The 17,702-nt window shown below is 63.6% G+C and carries 22 protein-coding genes; 16 read left to right on the top strand and 6 right to left on the bottom strand.

Going from position 1 to position 17,702, the window contains the following annotated elements:
- Window positions 1-123: 123 nt before the first annotated feature.
- A complete protein-coding gene (locus tag AC58EF_RS21125; protein ID WP_497278381.1) occupies window positions 124-1,002 on the top strand; it encodes a sigma factor in 879 nt (292 codons plus the stop codon).
- A 110-nt stretch (window positions 1,003-1,112) separates the two neighbouring features.
- Window positions 1,113-2,540 (top strand): alginate export family protein, encoded by a 1,428-nt coding sequence (locus AC58EF_RS21120; RefSeq protein ID WP_497278380.1) that lies wholly within the window; start codon window positions 1,113-1,115, stop codon window positions 2,538-2,540.
- A 7-nt stretch (window positions 2,541-2,547) separates the two neighbouring features.
- Here AC58EF_RS21120 and AC58EF_RS21115 read toward each other — a convergent pair whose 3' ends face one another.
- The 3 genes from AC58EF_RS21115 to flaF form a co-directional block, all read right to left on the bottom strand.
- Window positions 2,548-3,165: a response regulator transcription factor gene (locus AC58EF_RS21115; RefSeq protein WP_497278379.1), complete on the bottom strand. Its 618-nt coding sequence runs from the start codon at window positions 3,163-3,165 to the stop codon at window positions 2,548-2,550.
- On the bottom strand, window positions 3,165-5,828 hold the full coding sequence (locus tag AC58EF_RS21110) for a sensor histidine kinase (protein ID WP_497278378.1): 2,664 nt from the start codon (window positions 5,826-5,828) through the stop codon (window positions 3,165-3,167). The genes AC58EF_RS21115 and AC58EF_RS21110 overlap by 1 nt, the downstream gene beginning before the upstream one ends.
- A gap of 225 nt (window positions 5,829-6,053) precedes the next feature.
- Window positions 6,054-6,416, bottom strand: coding sequence for a flagellar biosynthesis regulator FlaF (gene flaF / locus AC58EF_RS21105; RefSeq protein WP_497278377.1), 363 nt, complete (start codon window positions 6,414-6,416; stop codon window positions 6,054-6,056).
- A gap of 191 nt (window positions 6,417-6,607) precedes the next feature.
- Between flaF and motA the strand changes: the two genes are divergently transcribed.
- The 13 genes from motA (at window position 6,608) to AC58EF_RS21040 (ending at window position 15,861) form a co-directional block, all read left to right on the top strand.
- Window positions 6,608-7,492 carry a flagellar motor stator protein MotA gene (gene motA / locus AC58EF_RS21100; protein ID WP_497278376.1) on the top strand — a complete coding sequence of 295 codons (885 nt, stop codon included), beginning with the start codon at window positions 6,608-6,610 and terminating at the stop codon, window positions 7,490-7,492.
- Window positions 7,476-7,796: an STAS domain-containing protein gene (locus AC58EF_RS21095; protein ID WP_497278374.1), complete on the top strand. Its 321-nt coding sequence runs from the start codon at window positions 7,476-7,478 to the stop codon at window positions 7,794-7,796. Before motA ends, AC58EF_RS21095 begins: the two co-directional genes overlap by 17 nt.
- Entirely contained in the window at window positions 7,793-8,158 is a 366-nt protein-coding gene (locus AC58EF_RS21090) for a response regulator (RefSeq protein ID WP_497278373.1), read from the top strand. The genes AC58EF_RS21095 and AC58EF_RS21090 overlap by 4 nt, the downstream gene beginning before the upstream one ends.
- The gene (locus AC58EF_RS21085; RefSeq protein ID WP_497278372.1) at window positions 8,155-10,263 is read left to right on the top strand and encodes a chemotaxis protein CheA; all 2,109 of its coding nucleotides are present in this window, start codon (window positions 8,155-8,157) and stop codon (window positions 10,261-10,263) included. Before AC58EF_RS21090 ends, AC58EF_RS21085 begins: the two co-directional genes overlap by 4 nt.
- On the top strand, window positions 10,260-10,754 hold the full coding sequence (locus AC58EF_RS21080; protein ID WP_497278371.1) for a chemotaxis protein CheW: 495 nt from the start codon (window positions 10,260-10,262) through the stop codon (window positions 10,752-10,754). Before AC58EF_RS21085 ends, AC58EF_RS21080 begins: the two co-directional genes overlap by 4 nt.
- Window positions 10,751-11,638, top strand: coding sequence for a CheR family methyltransferase (locus AC58EF_RS21075; RefSeq protein WP_497278369.1), 888 nt, complete (start codon window positions 10,751-10,753; stop codon window positions 11,636-11,638). The genes AC58EF_RS21080 and AC58EF_RS21075 overlap by 4 nt, the downstream gene beginning before the upstream one ends.
- Window positions 11,635-12,654, top strand: a complete 1,020-nt coding sequence (locus AC58EF_RS21070) for a protein-glutamate methylesterase/protein-glutamine glutaminase (protein ID WP_497278368.1) — start codon at window positions 11,635-11,637, stop codon at window positions 12,652-12,654. Before AC58EF_RS21075 ends, AC58EF_RS21070 begins: the two co-directional genes overlap by 4 nt.
- Before the next feature lie 15 nt (window positions 12,655-12,669).
- On the top strand, window positions 12,670-13,059 hold the full coding sequence (locus AC58EF_RS21065) for a response regulator (RefSeq protein WP_179045935.1): 390 nt from the start codon (window positions 12,670-12,672) through the stop codon (window positions 13,057-13,059).
- A gap of 5 nt (window positions 13,060-13,064) precedes the next feature.
- Window positions 13,065-13,592, top strand: coding sequence for a chemotaxis protein CheD (locus AC58EF_RS21060; protein ID WP_497278367.1), 528 nt, complete (start codon window positions 13,065-13,067; stop codon window positions 13,590-13,592).
- An 82-nt stretch (window positions 13,593-13,674) separates the two neighbouring features.
- Window positions 13,675-13,899, top strand: coding sequence for a hypothetical protein (locus AC58EF_RS21055; protein WP_497278365.1), 225 nt, complete (start codon window positions 13,675-13,677; stop codon window positions 13,897-13,899).
- A 17-nt stretch (window positions 13,900-13,916) separates the two neighbouring features.
- Window positions 13,917-14,777 (top strand): flagellar motor protein MotB, encoded by an 861-nt coding sequence (locus AC58EF_RS21050; RefSeq protein WP_497278364.1) that lies wholly within the window; start codon window positions 13,917-13,919, stop codon window positions 14,775-14,777.
- A gap of 15 nt (window positions 14,778-14,792) precedes the next feature.
- Entirely contained in the window at window positions 14,793-15,218 is a 426-nt protein-coding gene (locus AC58EF_RS21045) for a hypothetical protein (RefSeq protein WP_497278363.1), read from the top strand.
- Between the two features lie 13 nt (window positions 15,219-15,231).
- Entirely contained in the window at window positions 15,232-15,861 is a 630-nt protein-coding gene (locus AC58EF_RS21040; RefSeq protein ID WP_497278362.1) for a PilZ domain-containing protein, read from the top strand.
- A 41-nt stretch (window positions 15,862-15,902) separates the two neighbouring features.
- Here the strand turns inward: AC58EF_RS21040 and fliP are convergent, their stop codons facing one another.
- Genes fliP through AC58EF_RS21025 form a run of 3 tightly spaced genes read right to left on the bottom strand, consistent with a single transcriptional unit; the run spans window position 15,903 to window position 17,175 of the window.
- Window positions 15,903-16,649, bottom strand: a complete 747-nt coding sequence (gene fliP / locus AC58EF_RS21035; RefSeq protein WP_497278361.1) for a flagellar type III secretion system pore protein FliP — start codon at window positions 16,647-16,649, stop codon at window positions 15,903-15,905.
- Window positions 16,642-16,935, bottom strand: coding sequence for a flagellar biosynthetic protein FliO (locus AC58EF_RS21030; RefSeq protein ID WP_497278360.1), 294 nt, complete (start codon window positions 16,933-16,935; stop codon window positions 16,642-16,644). Before AC58EF_RS21030 ends, fliP begins: the two co-directional genes overlap by 8 nt.
- 6 nt (window positions 16,936-16,941) lie before the next feature.
- Window positions 16,942-17,175 carry a FliM/FliN family flagellar motor switch protein gene (locus AC58EF_RS21025; protein WP_497278359.1) on the bottom strand — a complete coding sequence of 78 codons (234 nt, stop codon included), beginning with the start codon at window positions 17,173-17,175 and terminating at the stop codon, window positions 16,942-16,944.
- Window positions 17,176-17,288: 113 nt separating this feature from the next.
- On the opposite strand from AC58EF_RS21025, the gene flgC reads away from it, so the two are divergent.
- Complete coding sequence (gene flgC, locus AC58EF_RS21020) at window positions 17,289-17,696, top strand: flagellar basal body rod protein FlgC (protein ID WP_497278358.1); 408 nt, start codon at window positions 17,289-17,291, stop codon at window positions 17,694-17,696.
- Window positions 17,697-17,702 lie beyond the last annotated feature (6 nt).

Below are 17,702 nucleotides of genomic sequence, written 5' to 3'. Positions count from 1 at the left end.
TTATTATAGGATATATGAAAAATAAAATATGGGATTAGTGAATCGTTAACCGATGACGACGAAAATGGGCGCTGTCGAAAGGGGGCACGCGAGAGTCGCGATGCCGTGATCGAAGGACCGAACATGTCGAAGACCACCATTGCACTGGAAGCGGCCGTTGCCACGGTGAAGGCCAACCTGCCTGCCGACGGGCAGAAGCAGGCCGCCCGGCAGCGTGCTGCCGTCGATAAGGCGTTTGCCCGCATTCTGACGCTCATCGCACCGCGCATCCGCCATTTCATTCGCCAATATGGATTGGTCGGCCATTGGGAGGATGCCGAACAGGTCTGCTCCATCGCGGTGCATCGCGCGATCGAGGCCTACGACCCTGAAAAGGCGCAGTTCACGACCTTCGTCAACTGGCAGATCAGGGGAGAACTGCAAAGCCTGCGCTTCCGTCTGATGACCGACCAGCGCCCTTCGGCGCGCAAGGTGGAGGCGACGACGGTGTCGATCGAGGCGATCAGCACCGGCGAGGACGGCGAGGATATTTCCGCCATCGCCCTGATCGAGGACGAGGAAGCCCTGTTCCGCACCGAAGCCGGCGCATCGACCTATCTGGCGGAAGCGGCGACGATCACGTTGCTCGACGGATATATCGAACATCTGCGCAATGTCGCACTCGAACGGATGCGTCGCCAGGCCCGCCCCAAGCGCGCCGTGCCGGCGGCCGGGGAACAGCGCCAGTCGGTCTGGCGCGCGGACAATTTCGCCATCGATCCGGCCGAGCTGGAAGAGCTGGAACAGCGCCTGACCCATAATCGCGAAGTGGTCGAGCGGCGGCTGTTCGACATCACCACGCTGGATGCGCTGGAAGGCGACACGGGCGTCAACAAGGAACGGGTGCGCCAGATCGCCAAGCGGGCGGCAAAGACGATGGCCGAACTGGCGTCGCACGACCCCCGGTTCGCGATCATGACCGATCATCGCGACGCTGTTCCAGCCCAGCCCACGATCCATTGATCAAGTTTATAGGATAATTCGACCTCCGGTCCGAAAATTTCTTCCGGCGCAAGTATCCGCCTTCGAACCGGCCTTCTATAAGGGATCATCATCCCTGGAGTTTCCTCCCCATGCCCGACCTGTTCCGGGCGGCGCGCCGCGATGGCCGACGCACGCCATCCCTGCGCGTCCGCCGCTTCGCCGCCGCTTGCCTGACCGTTCTTGCCTTTTGTGTCGGACAGGCCGCTCCCGCGATCGCCGGCGCGGCGTTGCATGACGCGCTGGGCGCACCGGACGAACTGACGATCAGGGGCATGGTCCGGTCGCGGATCGAGGGTATCGACGGGCAATTTCGTCCCAATATGGCGGAAAGCGATTTCCTCTGGTCGCTCAAGACGACGCTGCTGGTGGATTATGATGGCGGTCCGATCCGTGTCGGTGGCGAGCTGTGGGATGCGCGCGGCTATGGCGAGAAGCAGAACAGCTCAGCCGGTACCAACGAAGTCAATGCGCTGGAACTGATCCAGGCCTATGTCGGCTTCGATGTCGCGTTGAGCGACAAGGCGAAGGCGGCGCTGACCGCTGGGCGCTTCACCATGGACGTCGGCTCACGCCGGCTGGTCGCGCGCCAGACGTTTCGCAACACGACCAATGCCTTTACCGGCGCCAATCTGGTCGTGACCGGGAAGCGCGGCGACCGGCTGACCCTGTTCTGGACGATGCCGCAGGTCCGCCTGCCGGAGGATCATGACGGGATTTTCGACAATCAGGTCGAATGGGATCAGGAAAGCAGTGCGCTGCAATTTTTCGGCGGCAACCTGACCAAGGGCGATGTGCTGGGCGGAGTGCTGGAGGTCTATGGCTATGGGCTGAGGGAACAGGATCGAGCGGACCGCCTGACCCGCAACCGCCGACTGTGGACGCCCGGCCTTCGCGCCTGGCGCAAGCCGAAGGCGGGGCAGATCGATTATGATCTGGAAGCGGCTTATCAGTTCGGCAAGACCCGCGCGAGCACTAGGGTCAATGATCTTGCCGATCTGGATGTATCGGCCTGGCTGGTCCATGCCGAACTCGGCCGGACATGGCCGAAGGAATGGCAACCGCGCCTTTCGATCGATTTCGACCTCGCGACCGGCGACAAGGCTGACGGCCGGACCTACAACCGCTTCGACACGCTCTACGGCGCGCGCCGGTTCGACTTTGGTCCGACGGCGCTCTATGGTCCGGTCCATCGCTACAACATGATATCGGGCGGGATGCGGTTCGAAGCGAAGCCGGGAAAATCCTCCGACGTGATGGCGATGTATCGCGCATTGTGGCTGGAATCCGGAACCGACAGCTTCTCGGCAACCAACGTCAAGGATGCAACCGGCCATGCCGGACGCTTTGCCGGCCACCAGTTCGAGGCGCGTCTGCGCCGCTGGCTGATCCCCGACCTGTTGCGCGTCGACACGGGGCTTGCCTATCTGGCCAAGGGCCGCTTCCTGACCGACGCGGCCAACGCGCCGCGGACGGGCGACACGCGCTATGGTTATGTCGACCTCTATCTGGAGTTCTGAGCCGCGGTCAGCCGTCGGAATAGAGTCCGGCGGCAAAAGCGATGCCCAGCGCTTCGGACAGGCTGCGGACATTGAGTTTTTCCATCAGCTTGGCGCGATAGATTTCGATCGTCCGGGGGCTGATGCCAAGGTCATGGGCGATCACTTTGTTGGAATGTCCCTCCATCAGACCGACCAGCACATCGCGCTCCCGTAGAGACAGCGTATCGATCTTCGCCAGCGCCTGCGCCCGGCGCGTCACCGTCCGAAAGGATTCCGCCTGCTTCGCGAAGGCCATGTCGATGGTCTCCAGCAGGCGCAGATGATTGCAGGGCTTTTCCAGAAAATCGAACGCGCCCAGTTTCATCGCCTGCACTGCGGTACCGACGTCGCCTTCGCCCGTCAGCACGATGGTTTCGAAGCGGCCGGCAATGGGTGCGAGCGCCTCCAGCACGCCGATGCCCGACGTGCCCGGCATATGCAGGTCGAGCAGCAGGCAACCGGATTCCAGCCCCTCTGCGGTCGCCAGGAACAGATCGCCCGACGCGAAACTGTGCACCCGATGGTCGGGCAGGATCGACAGAAGGTGGACCAGCGATGTGCGGACGGAATGGTCGTCGTCCACGATGAAGATTTGCCGCGCCATCATTCCGCCGCCTTCAGGTCCATGTCGCCCGGTTCGCGGTACACCGGAAGTGTGAATTCGATGATGGCGCCGCCGTCCGGCCCGTTGGCAAGGGTCAGCACGCCGCCATGGCCCTCCACGATGCGCCGGCAGATGGACAGGCCCAGGCCCAGCCCATGGGGTCGCGTCGACACGAAGGCCTCGAACGGCCGTCCGATGATCGAGAAGGGAAAGCCGGGACCATTGTCCTGCAGGCGGATCAGCACATGGCCATCTGGACGCTGGAAGGTGGAAATCCTGATTTCCGGCTTCGCCGTGTTGCGCGTCGCGAAGGCTTCCAGGGCGTTGCCGATGACGTTGACCAGCACCTGCTGGATCTGGATCGGGTCGACCAGCACATTCGGGTCAATCCTGCTCGGCTGATAGTGGAGATTGACACCCGCATGACGCGACCCCGACCCGGCCAGTTGCAGGGCATCGGCGATCAGCTCGTTGAGCGGGCAGGAGCGTATGTCCAATTCTCCCTTGGCGACGAAGGCGCGCATCCGGCGGATCATCTCCCCGGCGCGCAGCACTTCGAGATTGGCGAGGGCGATGAGTTCGCGAATCTGGTCCGCCGACGCATCCATGTCGAGCCGCATATGCGCCGCACCCAGAAAATTGGCCGTGGCGGTCAACGGCTGGTTGAGTTCATGGGCCAGGCCCGCACCCATTTCGCCCATGGTGCTGACGCGCGCGGCGTGCAGCAGTTGCTCGCGCAGTTCGTTGAGCCGTGTCTGGGTCGCGATCTGTTCGCGCAGGCTGCGAACAAAGGCGATTGAGATATGCTCCTTGCCGATCGTGGTTTCTCCGACCACCAGTTCCAGAGGCATGGAATTGCCCTGTCGGTCGCGTCCCGCGGTCGTCTGTGGCGGCGAACCCCTGGGGGGCAATGCCGTGTCGTCGATGATGGCGGCTGGCTTGGCATAGTCGGGCAGCAGCGTCCGCACGTCGCGTCCCGTAATCTCTTCCGACCGATAGCCGAACAGCTTTTCGGCCGCCGTGGAGAAGGAGCGAACGCGGCCGGCTTCGTCGACGGTGATCATCGCTTCGGGCACGGTTTCCAGGATGGACCGCAACTCGAATTCGCGCGCTTTCAGCATTTCGGTACGATGTTCCCGTTCCGTCGCATCCATGATGATGCCCAGCATGGACAGCCTCTGTTCGCCGGGCTGTTCATGAAAGAAGATCGAACCTTCGACGATCAGGGGGTGATCCGTATCTTTGGAACAGAGGCGGAAGGCGCGGCGGTGCAGGCTGGCGGGCAAGGCCTCCTCCGCCAGAATGTCGACACCGAATTGGGCGCGTATATGACTGCGCCACGCGTCCATTCCACCGGAAAAGCCGCTGGCCGGAAGCCCGAAGAGGCGCTTTGCATGGGGTGAAAACTCGATCTCGTCAGTCGACTGCCGCCATTCGAACAGGCCCAGTTCGTGCAGATCGGCGGCAAAGGCGAGCCGGGCCTCGCTCGCCAGCATGGCCTGCTCCGCGCGCTGGCGTTCGGTGATGTCGGTCATCGACAGAACGATCATCGGCGCGATGTCCGGCCGGGGTTGCACGATCTGGCGGGATTCGATGATGCGCAGCCGCGTGCCGTCGCGGCGGCGTTCGGTGATTTCGACTTCGTGCGAGGAATGCGGCGCCAACGGCCGTTTGGGACCGTGGGGCATAAGCGCGTCGGTCAGCCGATGCTTGCACCGTCCCTGGGCTTCCTTCGCGGTCCAGCCGTACAGGCGTTCGCAACCCTTGGACCAGCGAATGATGCGGCCGTCGATATCGGTAATGGCGATGGGCGCCGAATCGATGGCGGTGCTGAAAGCCCAGCGCACCGTGCTTTCGCGACCGATTCGGACCCAGGCCCAGGCGACGATCGCGCAGGATATGCTGACTTGCATCGCGGCCTGGATGATTTCGGCCATCTCCCGCGTCATCTGTCCATTCTTGTAGCTCCATAATTGCCAGAGCGCGGAAGAGACGGGCAGCATGATGCAGGGCGCCAGCATCCATTGCAGGGTTAGTCTGCTGATGTCGCAACGCGGACTTCCCGGCCAGGCGATATGGCGCCGCTGCGCGATCAGCGCGATCGCGATCGCGATCAGCGTCGATGCGGTCGGCACCGACATCAGGGCGCGTCGCGCTCCGCCTTCCACCGAGCTGACGCCGAGCGGTAGCAGCGTGCCGGATATGATGGCGATGGACAAGGCGAGGCAGCCCAACAGCGTGATTATCCATTTGGGGCCGTTTTGCCGTAAAGTCGCCGCCAGCGACGCCAGGGTGAGGAGGAGCATGGCAATGGCGGGCATCAGGCCGGGCCGACCCGGATTGATGCGGGATTGGCCAAGGATGTTCGTGGGAAACAGCCACCGGTCCATTGCCAGGGGAAGGTCCACCCATTCCTGGATCAGCGTGGCCAGCGATATGGTCAGGGGGAGAATGACCAGGATGCGTGCGGCGGGCCGGAGGCCGGTCGCGCCGGTGAACACGGACAGGCTGAGGCCGATGCAGGCTACCGCGGTCCAGGGCTGCATGAAGATTTCGCTGCGGCCGAAGCCCGCGATTCCAAGACTATTGGTGAACCAGCCCATCAGGACGGCCACGCACATGATCAGCGCCACAGCGATCAGGGTGGGAACGGCTGGCGCCACTTGAACGGAAGATGTCCCGCCGACGCTGTGTGGCGACGGTGTCAAAAACTGTATCCCCACTCACAATAGCTGCCGTGGCACCGTAACATGCCATGGTGTGGCGCATGGAATGGTTGATTCAGATTGTAAATATTTCCGACAGCTCGAAATGCCCCCATGACGGCGGGAGTGAGATAGATACCTGAAAAAAATCTAAAGAATCATGATTACGACATCGCAACCATATCAGGCGGGTTTTCCATTTTCGTGGGAAAGCCCCTCGATAATGGCGCGATTGACGAGAATCAGTGCATCGACGGATTCGCGGCCGCGCACGACGTCGGACGTGTATCGCTCGACCCACAGCGCGATGGAGATGATGCGAGCACGCAAATCTTCGGGAAGCTGGTTTTCGGGCGACGCACACAGGTTGGAAAAGAGGCTCCAGGCACTGCGGTTGCGGTGCAGCGCAGGCATCAGCGCAACGCCGGAAAGCCCCGCGTCGCGCGCGGCGATGATCTCCGATGTGATCTGGCTCATCAGGCGATACTCATTGCCCCTTGGCGTCGCGCCGATTTCCTGCGCGCGGCGATAGGCGTTGACTGACATGAAAACTGTCCCCCGGCATGTTGTCCTTCCATAATAGGAAGAAAATCGGCCGGGCGGTCGCGGTCGACGCGGGCAGGTCCTGCCGGTGGTCGAACCCCGCTCGAAAAAGATGCGTGCCCGCCCGGTGGGACCGACATTCTTCCTATAATCAGTCCATCGGCTTCGGCCACTCATCTCAAATGGACTGATCCATGCTCAATGCCATCGGCCTAGTCGTCATCCTGCTGTGCGTGTTCGGCAGCTTTCTGATGTCGGGCGGCAATATCGGCGTCATTCTCCATGCCCTGCCACATGAGATGATCGCCATCGCCGGTGCGGCGGTCGGCGCCTTCATCCTGGGCAATTCGATGAGTACGGTGAAGAAGGCTTGGAAGGGCACGGTGCGCGTTTTCAAGGGCGTGCGCTGGACCGAGGCGGATTTCCGCGATCTTCTGGCGCTGTTGTATACTTTGCTGTCCACCTTCCGGAAGGACGGCGCCAACGCGATCGAGAAGCATCTCGATGAGCCGGAAGCAAGCAGCATTTTCAGCCGCTATCCCAAGCTGTTGCAGGACAAGGGGCTGATCGAGTTCATCTGCGACTATCTGCGCATGATGACGGTCAATTTCGAGGATCCCCATCAGATGGCCGAGGCCATGGAGGGCGATATCGAACGGCACCATGCCGAGGAGCTGCTGCCCCAGAATGCGATCCAGATGATGGCGGACGGCTTGCCCGCGCTGGGCATCGTCGCGGCGGTGCTGGGCGTCATCAAGACGATGAGCAGCATCGACCAGCCGACCGAAGTGCTGGGCGCGATGATCGGCGGGGCGCTGGTCGGCACCTTCCTGGGCGTGTTGCTCGCTTACTGCCTGGTCGGTCCGATCGCGTCGAAGCTGCACCAGATCATCGATGCCGACTTCAAGCCCTATCTGATCGTCAAGACCGCGATCATCGGCCACGCCCAGGGGCAGCCGACCCAGGTGGCCATCGAACTGGCGCGGCGCATGACCCCGTCCGCCTATGCCCCCTCATTCGCGCAGCTCGAAGCCGCGCTCGACGATGTGAAGGACCAGCTCAATGCAAAGCCTGCCTGATCCGGTCGCCCAGGACCGATCACTGACCCTGCCGACGCATGGAACCACCGTGACCGCCGAGGATCTGCGCGTCCGCTTGGTGCTGGCGAGCGATTTCGACGGCGTGATGGAGGTCGATGCCGGCGCGGTCGAAAACGTCGGCCAGGCGGTGCTGCAACTGCTGGTCGCGGCCAGGGCGGAAGCTGACGCACAGGGCCAGAGCTTCGTCATTCGCAATCCCAGCCCCGCCTTTGTCGATCGGGTGATCGCTTGCGGGCTGGCGCCGGCCATCGGCCTTTCCGTGGAAAAGGACCTTCTTTCGTGAGCAAATTGATCCTGACCGTCGATGATTCCGCGTCCATGCGGATGTTGCTGAAGGCGTCGCTGACAGCGCAGGGCTTCAAGATCGAAAGCGCCGATGACGGCCAGCATGGGCTGGAGCGGATGCACGCGGTTAAGCCCGACCTGCTGATCACCGACATCAACATGCCCAGGATGGACGGCTTCGAACTGATCGAGGCGGTGCGGGCGGTGCCGGAGTTTCGCGGCACACCGATCCTGGTGCTGTCGACCGAATTTTCCGACGAGAAGAAGGCGCGCGCGCGTGAAGCCGGGGCGACCGGCTGGATCACCAAACCATTCGACGCGACCAAGCTGGGGGCGGCGATCCGCCGCGTGTGCCCATGAGCGACGAGCTGGACGAAATCCAGGCGATCTTTTTCGAGGAATGCGCCGAAGGTCTGACGATCGCGGAGGAAGGCCTGTCCGCGATGGCGGCGGGCGATGTATCAGCTGATGTGATCGCCGGCGTGTTCCGCGCCGTCCATTCGATCAAGGGCGGGTCGGGCGCTTTCGGGCATGGCGCCTTGCAGGCCTTTTCACATCGCTTTGAAAATGTGCTGGACGAGGTGCGGGCAGGGCATATTCCGCCGACCGCCGATGTGACGCGCATCATGCTCAACGCCTTCGACATATTGTCCGATCATGTTGCGGCAGCGCAAAGCGGCTCGATCTTCCCGGACGACACCGCGCTGCTGGAGCAGCTCGATGCCATCCTTGCCGGCAAGGGAGGGACGGTCGAGCAAAGCGCTCCGGCGCCGGTAGCGAAGGCGGATGAATTCGGTTTCACGCCGGTCGCGGCGGTGGTCGGGGATTTCGATCCCTTCGGCTTCGAGCCGGTAATGGTCGATCTGGATGATCTGGCCTCGGCCGAGGCACCGGGCTGGATCGTGCGCTTCGGTCCGTCGCGCGCGGCCATGGCCAATGGCGCGGAGCCGATGCTGGTGATCCGTGAGCTGGAGGATATGGGGGGGCGGATCACCGGCGTCGATGCCAGCCGCCTGCCGGGCCTGCGCGATCTGGACCCGGAGGACGGCTATCTGATCTGGACCGTCGGCCTGCCCGCATCGGTCGAGGAACAGGCGATCCGCGACTGTTTCGACTTCGTCGCGCCGGACTCGCTGATCGAGATCGGCCGGGCGGAGCGGCAGGCAATCGCCCCGGTGGTCGACGCGCCTGCGGCCATGCCGCTGGTCGAGGATGGGGAACGCCCGCCTCTGACGCTGGTGGCGGACAATGTCGCGCCTCCGGTTGATAAGGCCAAGGTCGAAGCGCCGGGCCAGACGATCCGCGTCGATCTGGGCAAGCTGGATCAGCTGCTGAACCTTGTCGGCGAATTGGTGATCCGGGGGTCGATCCTGTCCGATCGTCTCTCGCCCGCCGATCAGGAGCGGGTGGAACTGCCCGAACTGTCGCGCTTGACACGGCAGATACAGGACAATGTCATGTCGCTCCGCGCCCAGCCGATCCGTCAGGCCTTTTCCCGCGTGCCGCGCATGTTGCGCGACCTGATGGGCGAAACCGGCAAGCAGGTGTCGCTGGAAACCACGGGTGAGATGACCGAGGTCGACAAGGGGGTGATCGAGAAGATCGGCGATCCGCTGACCCATATGATCCGCAACGCCGTCGATCATGGCATCGAAAGTCCCGAGGAGCGCATCGCCGCCGGCAAGCCCGCCGAAGGCACGATTCGCCTGTCCGCCGAACAGAAAGGGGCGCGCATCGTCGTGCGGGTGGCTGATGACGGGCGCGGCATCAACCGCGAGCGGGTTCGCGCCAAGGCGATCGAGCGCGGCATTATCGCCGCCGACGCGCAACTGTCCGACGAGGACATCGACAGCCTGATCTGCGCGCCGGGCTTCTCGACGGCGGAGACGATCTCCAACATTTCCGGCCGTGGCGTCGGCATGGACGTGGTGCGATCCAATGTGGAGGCGTTGGGGGGGCGTCTGGAAATTCATTCCGTGCCGGGCGAAGGCACCACCTTCTCCATGGCGCTGCCGCTGACGCTGGCGATCCTGGATGGGATGATCGTGCGCCTTGGTAAACAGCGCTATGTCCTGCCGCTGACGAATGTGATCGAGACGGTCCAGCCCGCGCCGGGCCAGGTGCAGGCGACATCGCCGACGTCCGAAGTGATCGAACTGCGCGGCAATTATCTGCCAGTGCGGCGGGTGGGTGAGATGTTCGGCCTCAGCGACGGCCGCAAGCCTGAGGAATCGCTCGTCATCATCGTGGAAAGCGAGGCGGCCGGCCATGTCGGACTGATGGTCGACACTATCGATAACCGGCGGGAAGTCGTCATCAAGAGCCTGGAGGATAATCTCCATCCCATTCGCGGCCTCGGCGGCGCCACCGTGCTGGGCGACGGCTCCATCGCCCTGATCCTCGACATCGATGCGCTGGTTGTCGCGACCGGCTTCAAACCTGCCCTGAAAGGAATGGCTGCATGAGCAAGACTCAAGAAACCGAAGGCGAAGAACGCAAGATCGTCACCTTCACCCTGGGCAAGCAGATGTTCGGCATCGACATGCGCGCGCTGATCGAGATCCGCGAATGGGATGAACCCACGCCGCTGCCCAGCGTACCCAGCTATGTGAAGGGCGTCACCAATTTGCGCGGCGCGGTGGTGCCGGTGGTGGGTCTTGCCGAACGGCTGGGTTGGGCGCCCAGCATATTGCATTCCCGCTCCTGTATCCTGGTGGTCGCCATCGGCCAGCGGCAAGCGGGCTTCCTGGTCGATGAGGTCGCCGACATCGTCGTCATCGACAGCGCCGACATCCAGCCGGCGCCCGATGTCGAGGTGAGCGAACAGAGCGCCATTGCGGGCCTTGTCCGCATCGAACGGCGCACCTCGGATGCGAGCCATGCCGAAACCATGGTGCTGCTGCTCGACCTCGACGCGCTCAGCCTGACCCGCCAGATCATGGACCTGGCCGCGTGAACCAAGCCGTCGCCATCGGCGGCGCCGGAGCCGGGTCGCCGCTCGCCACACAAGGCGAACTGACCACTGCCCAGTTCCGCGAGATTGCCGCGATCATGCAGAAGGACGCGCGCATCCATCTGGTCGAAGCGAAGATGACGCTTGTTCATTCGCGGCTCAGCCGCCGGCTGCGCGAAAACGGGCTGGTGCGCTTCGCCGACTATCTGGCGCTTGTGCGCGAAGATGCGCAGGAACGCGCGGCGATGGTCGTCGCGCTGACCACCAACCACACCCATTTCTTCCGCGAAGGCCATCATTTCGACCATCTGCGCGGCCATGTGCTGCCCGATCTTCAAGCGCGGGCGCGCGCCGGGCAGAAGATACGCATCTGGTCGGCCGGCTGCTCCAGCGGTGAGGAAGTCTATTCCATCGCCATGACTCTAGCAGGGGAAAGCGTGTCGGGCGCGGCCTGGCTGAAGCAGGGTGATGTGCGCCTGCTGGCGACCGACATCGCCCCCCCTGTGGTGCAGGCGGTGAGCGATGCGCGCTATTCGACCGGCACGATCCAATCGATCCCGGCCGCCTATCGCCAGCACTGGCTGCGGCGGGAGGGGACGGACAGCCATGTCGTGTCCGATATGCTGCGGTCGCTGGTGACGGCGCGGGTGCTGAACTTGTTCGAACCCTGGCCGATGCGCCAGGCATATGATGCGATCTTCTGCCGCAACGTCATGATCTATTTCGACGACAAGGCGAAGGCGGAGCTGGAGGCGCGTTTCGTCGAGATGCTCGCCCCCGGCGGGACGCTCTATATCGGTCATAGCGAACGGCTGATCGGGCCGGCGGCCGCGCTGATGGAGCCGGCGGGGCAGACCATCTATGTCCGCAAGGAAGGCGCGCGATGAGCGAGAACACCCGCGTCCTGATCGTCGATGACAGCCCGTCCATGCGCGCGATGCTGACGAAGTTGCTGAGCAGCGATCCGGCGATCGAGGTGATCGGCGCCGCGCCCGAACCCCATGCCGCGCGCGAGATGATCAAGACGCTGAACCCCGATGTGGTGACGCTGGATATCGAGATGCCGGGAATGGACGGCCTGTCCTTCCTGGAAAAGATCATGCGCCTGCGGCCGATGCCGGTCATCATGTGCTCCACGCTGACCGCGCGTGGGGCGGAGGCGACGATCGAAGCGCTGCGCCTTGGCGCAGTCGACTGCATCGCCAAACCATCGGGCAATGCGCAGGAAATGGCGCAGAATGGCGCGCTGCTGCGCAAGATGGTGAAGGCCGCCGCGCGATCCTCGGTCCGGCGTGCGCCCGCGCCGCTGGCCCAGCTGGCCTCGTCGGGCAAGCTGCGCGACGTGGTGATCGCGATCGGCGCGTCCACCGGCGGGGTCGAGGCGCTGTTCTCGCTGATCGGCGCGTTACCGCCCGATTGCCCGCCGGTGCTGGTGGTCCAGCATATGCCTGCGGCCTTCACCAGCGGCTTTGCCGTCCGCATGGACCGCGACTGCCGCGTCAGGGTGGTCGAGGCAGCGCATGACATGACCCTGCAACGCGGCACGGTCTATATCGCGCCCGGCGGGGACAGGCACATGGAACTGGTCGGCGGCAGCAGCGGACGCATCCGCCTTCTGCCCGGTGATCCGGTCACGGGGCATCGCCCTTCGGTGGATATGCTGTTCCGGTCGGTCGCCCCCTTGGGATCGCGTGGCGTCGGTGTGATCCTGACCGGCATGGGCAGCGACGGCGCGGCGGGTTTGTGTGCGATGCGCGACGCGGGCGCCCGGACGCTGGGCCAGAGCCGCGAAAGCTGCGTCGTTTACGGAATGCCACGCGCCGCCTTCGAGCTGGGCGCGGTGGAAAAGGAAGTGACTTTGTCGGCCATGCCCGAGGCGATCCTCGGCCTGTGCCGGCTTTAAATCGGGGTAGGGTTCATGCCGGCAGCGTCTGCAATTAAGGTAATGGTGGTCGACGATCAGACGAGTATGCGCGCGATGATCCGCCGCACGCTCCAGGATCTGGGGTTCAAGGATATTCGCGACAAGGCCGGCCCGGTGGAGGCGCTGGCCGCGATCAAGGCCGACCGGGTCCACCTGATCATCTCGGACTATAATATGCCCGACATGGACGGGTTGCAGTTTCTGGAGGCGGTGCGCGCCGATCCGGTGATCGGCAAGACCGTGTTCATCATGCTGACCGGCTCGGCCGACAAGGAAGTCGTGCAGAAGGCGGCGGCGCTGGGCGTCAACAATTATGTCGTCAAGCCCTTTGCCCCCGCCGCGCTCAAGGAGAAGATCGAGCGCGTCTTCGGCGAATTGGCCTGATCCTGATGCGCCGCGTGTCCATCGTCCAGGGCGACTTTCATGTCGTGTCGGAACCAGGCGTCGTCATCACGACGCTGCTCGGTTCCTGCATCGCCGCCTGTTTGCAGGACCCGGTCGCGCGGGTGGGGGGCATGAACCATTTCTTGCTGGGCGAACCGGGCGCCGATGCGCCCGTCGGCCCGGCGGACATGCAGCGTTATGGCGTTCATGCGATGGAATTGCTGATCAATGCGATGATGCAGCGGGGCGCGCAACGGTCGCGCCTGCGCGGGCATCTCTATGGCGGCGCCAACATCGTCGCGGGGCTGGGCGGCATCGGCAGCAGCAACGCCGCCTTCGCCCGCAATTTCATGCAGACCGAAGGCATCGCCGTCGGCCGCTGCGAACTGGGCGGGGTGCAGGCGCGCAAGGTCGAATTCATGCCCTTCGAAGGGCGGGTCCGTTCGACCAGCGTGGAGGAAGCCCCGCCGTTGCCCCGCAAGCGCCGGCCCGCGCCGGTGCTGGCTGCGGCGGGCGACGTCGAGCTATTTTAAGGAACCGGGGAACAAGATGACAAGGCCGGGGGAAATGACAAGGGAAGTCGCTCTGTGCGCCGCGTTGGCGCAGGAAATGCGCGTGACGCGTAGGCTGGTGGAGGAACTGGCGGCCGTGCTGGTCGCCGACGAGCGGTTCGTCATGAACTATCTCGACCAGCTTCAGGCGTTCGACCTGATCGTCCAGCATGTCGATGAAAGCGCGATGCTGCTCGATCGGGTGGCCACGGGGCAGGATCTGGACAGCGCGGTCGACGGCATCCGGCTGACGGTGGTGCAGCAGCGGCTGCGCACGGCGCTGGGCTGAAACGGGGGAACGGCATCATGAGCGGCGGCGGCGATCCGACCATCATCATCCGCAAGGTCAAGAAGGCGAAACATGGGGGCCATCATGGCGGCGCCTGGAAAGTCGCCTATGCCGACTTCGTGACGGCAATGATGGCCTTCTTCATGCTGTTGTGGTTGCTCTCCAACCCGAACAAGGCGCAGCTCAAGGGGCTGGCGGACTATTTCTCACCGGTTTCGTCCAAGGATTCGCCGGCGACGACATTGACCTCGCTTCCCGGTTCGCAGCCGGGGCTGGGTGGCCATGCGCGCCATGCCCAGGCGGCGGACAAGGATCCGGTAGGCGAGCCATCCGCCGAGGCGGGCGTCAAGGGCGCAGCGCGGGGCGGCACGGCAGAGGTGCCGGAAGCGGCGCTGCGCGTGCTGGCCGAGGAGATGCGACTGTCGATCGAACCGGCAGTCACGCCGGTCGATGCCCGGCGCAATGTCGATATCGAGCAGAGCCGCGAAGGCCTGCGCATCCATCTGGTGGACAGCGCCAGACGCTCCATGTTCCGGGGCAGCACGGCCCAACTCAACGATTTCGCGCGCGACATGTTGACGAAAGTCGCGCGCAAGCTCGCCGGAACCAAGGCGCAGATCGCGATCGAGGGGCATACCGACAGCAGCGGGGGGCAAAGTGACGCCAACTGGCTGCTGTCGGCCCAGCGTGCATTGGCCGCCCGTTCCGCCATGGTCGCGGCCGGGCTGACGCCGGACCGCTTCGGCGAGGTCGTGGCGAAGGCCGGGACCGAGCCGGTCTATCCCGATCGTCCCGACCTGCCGGAAAATCGCCGCATCACCATCGTCGTCATGGCCGAACCATCGGCTCTGCCGCGCGATGCCAGCTTCAAATTCTGACGGGGACAGGGCGGGATGAAGAAACTGTTGGGAGCATTACTCGTTCTGGCATTGGGCGTAGGTGTCGGCGGCGCGAGTGCCTATGGTGTCAGGATGATTTATCCTGATGGTAGACAGCGGGTGGAAAATATAACAGAATTTGTTCCTACCGGGACGATGATGGCTCCGCTAGTATTTGCGGACGGTCGTCTTTCCGGATATGTATCCTTCGAGGTCCAGCTTGAGGTCTTGAAAGGCGAAGGAGAAAACGTGAAGGCCAGGCTTCCTCTGCTGCTCAATGCGGTTAATATGCGAACCTATCGCACCCCATTGGCCAGCGGCCGGGACGGCCTGATCCCCAGCATAGACGCCTTTCGCAAGCTCGTGATCGACGCCGCTCGGGAAACCTATGGCTCTGACCTCGTGCGCGGCGTAGCCGTCACCCAGGCATCGCCGGTCTAGGAAAGGAGCATATGTGATTTTGGTTGAACAGTCTGGAAATGGTCCTGATGCGATGCCCGGCCGCCTCTATGCGCCGAGGGAAACCCGCATCACCACCCTGTTGCTGATCGGAAAGCTGCGGAGCCATCATGGGGAATCCCTGTGCCGCATCCGCAACCTGTCGAACGGCGGCATGATGGCGGAAGTCCATGTGCCGTTGACTGAGGGCGATCTGGTGGAGATCGAACTGAAGGCGGGCGACCGGCTGGCAGGTCAGGTGCGCTGGATATTGGCGGGACGCATGGGCATCGCCTTCGGTCAGCCGGTGGAGGTGGGGGCGTTGCTGGCGCGGGCGGCTGCACGCAGTACCGAACAGGGCCTGGTACGCGCCCCGCGCTTCGCAGCGGAATGCGCCATGGACCTGCGGGGCGATGGCCGCCGCCACGTGGGACGGCTGATCAACGTGTCGCAGGGAGGCGCACGGCTGGAGCTGGATTTCGAACCCGAGCAGGACCAGTTGTTGACGCTCGCCATTCCGGGACTGCCGGAGCGATTGGGCGGGGTGCGCTGGACGCGGGATGGCGCGACGGGCCTGGCCTTCGTCGAGCCACTGGCGTTCGAGGAACTGGGGGCCTGGCTGGCGCAGAGAAATTTGCAGTCATGAGAAAGATGCCCGGCCGGATGCCGCCGAGCCTCTGACGATTTCTACCCGGGCGCGCCGAAACTCTTGACCAGGGATCCGGCGATCAAGGCCCAGCCGTCCACCAGTACGAAGAAGATGATCTTCATCGGTAGCGATATGGTCGCAGGGGGCAGCATCATCATGCCCATGGCCATCAGGACCGCCGCAACGGCAAGGTCGATGACGAGGAAGGGCAGCAGCAGAAGGAAGCCGATCTCGAACGCGCGGCGCAGTTCGGAGATCATGAAGGCGGGCATCAGCGTCGTCATCGGCAGTTCCGCGCGATTGGGCGCGGGCTTGCCCGAAAGCTGGACGAAGAGACCGACATCCTCGTCGCGGACATGTTTCAGCATGAAGCCGTGAAAGGGCTTGCTTGCCCGTTCCAGCGCCTGCGTTTCGGTGATCCGGCCTTCATTATAGGGGACCATCGCCTGCTTCCATGCCGTATCGAAAGTCGGCCCCATGACGAAGAAGGAGAGAAACAGCGCCAGGCTGATCACCACCGGATTGGGCGGCACCCCCTGCACGCCCAGGCCCGAGCGTAGCAACGAAAGCGCGACGACGATCCGGGTGAAGGAGGTGATGGTCATGAGGATGCCGGGAGCGAGGCTCAGCACCGTCAGCATCAGCACCAGTTGAATGGCGCGGCCGGACAACGATCCGTCGCCACCACCACCCGGCAGCAGGTCCTTTGCCAGTGCCGTCTCGGGCAGGGCGATGGCGGCCATGGTCGCGGCGATGGCGCCGCCGATCAACAGGCTCTTACGCATCGGCCTTCTCCACGACGGGGCCGTCGAGGATCAGCAGGCCTTCCGGCGCGATCAGCAGCATATGTTCCTGTCCATCCTTGCGGATTAGCGCGACCGAGCGGCGCGGATCGAGCGCCAGCCGCTCGATCAGTTCCATGCGTCGCGTTGCGCCCTGGCCGGTGAAGCCGGACAGAAATTTCTGCGGCAGGCGGATCTCATGGCGGCGCACGATCCAGAGCGCCGCCAGCAGCAGGCCCAGCACCACCCCCAGCGCGCCGATCATGCGCAGCAGCGATAGCATATCCATGGTGGATCAGACCTCGCGCTGGATGACGCGGGTGATTTCCAGCGACATATGTTCGCCGTCGACCAGGATCTTGCCCTCGGCCACCAACTCATTGTTCACATAGACGCGCGTGGGATCATTATGATCGCAATCGAGCGGGATCATCGCCCCGCGGCTCATCTTCAACACCTGGCGGATGGGCAGATCGGTGGAACCGAGCACGATCGACAGATCAATGGGAATGCCTTCGAGGACCGACATGAAGGTCTCCTTTCAGGCTCGTTATAGGAATAATTTTATAGGATCAGATCCGGTGCCCGGCAAAAATTGCCTATAAGGAAAGTGTCTGCCTCACGCAGTCAGGAGCATCAATAATGGACCTGGATTCATCCATCGGCGTGTCGGCCTCCGGCCTTCGCGCCCAGTCGCTGCGGATGCGGGTGATCGCCGAAAATCTGGCGAACTCGGATTCCGTCGCAACCAAGGCGGGCGGTGATCCCTATAGAAGGCGCGTCGCCACCTTCAAGAGCGAGGTCGACCGCGCCACCGGCGCCACGACCGTCGTGGTGAAGTCGATCGAGGGCGACAAAAGCCAGTTCCAGCGCGTCTACGAACCGGGCAATCCGGCCGCCGACGCCAGCGGCTATGTCCAGCGCCCCAATGTCAACAGCCTGATCGAAACCGCCGACATGAAGGCGGCGCAACGTTCCTATGAAGCCAATCTCAACGCCATCGAATCCGCGCGCGGTATGACCATGCGGACGATCGATCTGCTGAAATAAGGACTA

The sequence above is a fragment of the Sphingobium sp. WR1 genome, assembly GCF_059693745.1.
This window is presented reverse-complemented; position numbering and strand designations above follow the sequence as displayed.